Source organism: Pseudomonas sp. 05N434 (genome assembly GCF_056396965.1).
Map to the genome: position 1 here is coordinate 1 of NZ_JBFTMK010001009.1, position 697 is coordinate 697.

The 697-nt window shown below is 56.8% G+C and carries 1 pseudogene; it reads left to right on the plus strand.

The annotated features are described in order from the left end of the window. Positions 1-697: pseudogene (locus tag AC1DLB_RS31390) on the plus strand (dermonecrotic toxin domain-containing protein); the annotation flags it as partial.

The following is a 697-nucleotide window of genomic DNA, read 5'->3' on the forward strand; positions in this document are numbered from 1 at the left end:
CGGTGCTTGAGACGCCGGTCCGGCTGCAACGCGCAGCGCTGAACGGTTTTCTGCCGGACGTCTTTTCCCTTGCGCTGAAGGCCGGCGACTCCAGTGACTTGCTCGATCTCGCCAGTTGTTTTGTGCTCACCGAACGCGGCGGCCTGGACCCGACCCACTCCGGCAAGGCGATTTTATGGACCCCCGCCTCGGGATTCGAAGCCTTTTCCGCCCTCACACCGCTGCTGACAGCGTTCAATAAACGTTTGCAGAGCGAGGACGATCGCCCAGCGATTCTGGAGAATATCGAAAGAAGCCAGCGAACATCAGGGCGCACCTTTACCCTCGCGCCATTACAGCTGATTCATGAGAATTTTCTGGATCACGTACAAAAACCATTTGTTCGGCTGGATCAACTGTCCGTCGAACGCGCATTGGCCTCCCCCCTGACCGAACCGGTCCTGAAGAATCTACTGAGCCTGGTGGCATTGCATAAACCGATGACGGGGCTGCGTCGGGCAACAGACCTCGCGCGCTCTCTGACGACACAACAAAAGCTTCCGGCATGGTTGGCCAAAGCGTCCATACAGGATCAGAGACTGCATGCAGAACTGCTTCAGCAATACCTGAACAATGCCCAGGACGATAAGGATTACCTGAGCGGCGTGCGCTCTCTTGAACGCACGGCACAGTTCGAGTTGAAAGAGTTACTCAAGGC